Raw genomic sequence first — 353 nt, 5'->3', positions numbered from 1 at the left:
CCGCCGCCACGTTCGGCGCCGCCGCCCCGGCGTCCGCCCGGCCCGCCCCCGTCGCCGCGCACGCCGGATACACCGGCTCGGCCCGGGAGGCGTCCGACAACCAGGCGTTCTTCGACGCGGTCCTGAAGTCGGTCGCCGAGAAGCGGGCCGAGAACCCGGGCCTGAAGTCGGTCACGATCACTTACAACCCGTCGGCCGCGCCGAGCTTCAGCTCCCAGATAGCGAGCGCCGCCTCGATCTGGAACAGCTCCGTCTCCAACGTGAAGCTGTCCGCCACCTCCGGCACCGGCGACTTCTCCTACCGCGAGGGCAACGACTCGCGCGGCTCCTACGCCTCCACCGACGGCCACGGC

The 353-nt window shown here is 72.5% G+C and carries 1 protein-coding gene; it reads left to right on the top strand.

The window, feature by feature from the left end; translation table 11 throughout:
* Window positions 1-353 (top strand): snapalysin family zinc-dependent metalloprotease (locus tag GT030_RS09275; protein WP_161200678.1); only part of this gene is annotated, 353 nt, incomplete at both ends.

The sequence above is a fragment of the Streptomyces sp. SID1328 genome (genome assembly GCF_009865595.1).
In the GTDB taxonomy this organism is placed as follows: Bacteria; Actinomycetota; Actinomycetes; order Streptomycetales; family Streptomycetaceae; genus Streptomyces; species Streptomyces griseoluteus.
The sequence above is the reverse complement of the archived record's forward strand: the minus strand, read 5'-3'. Positions and strand labels throughout refer to the sequence as shown.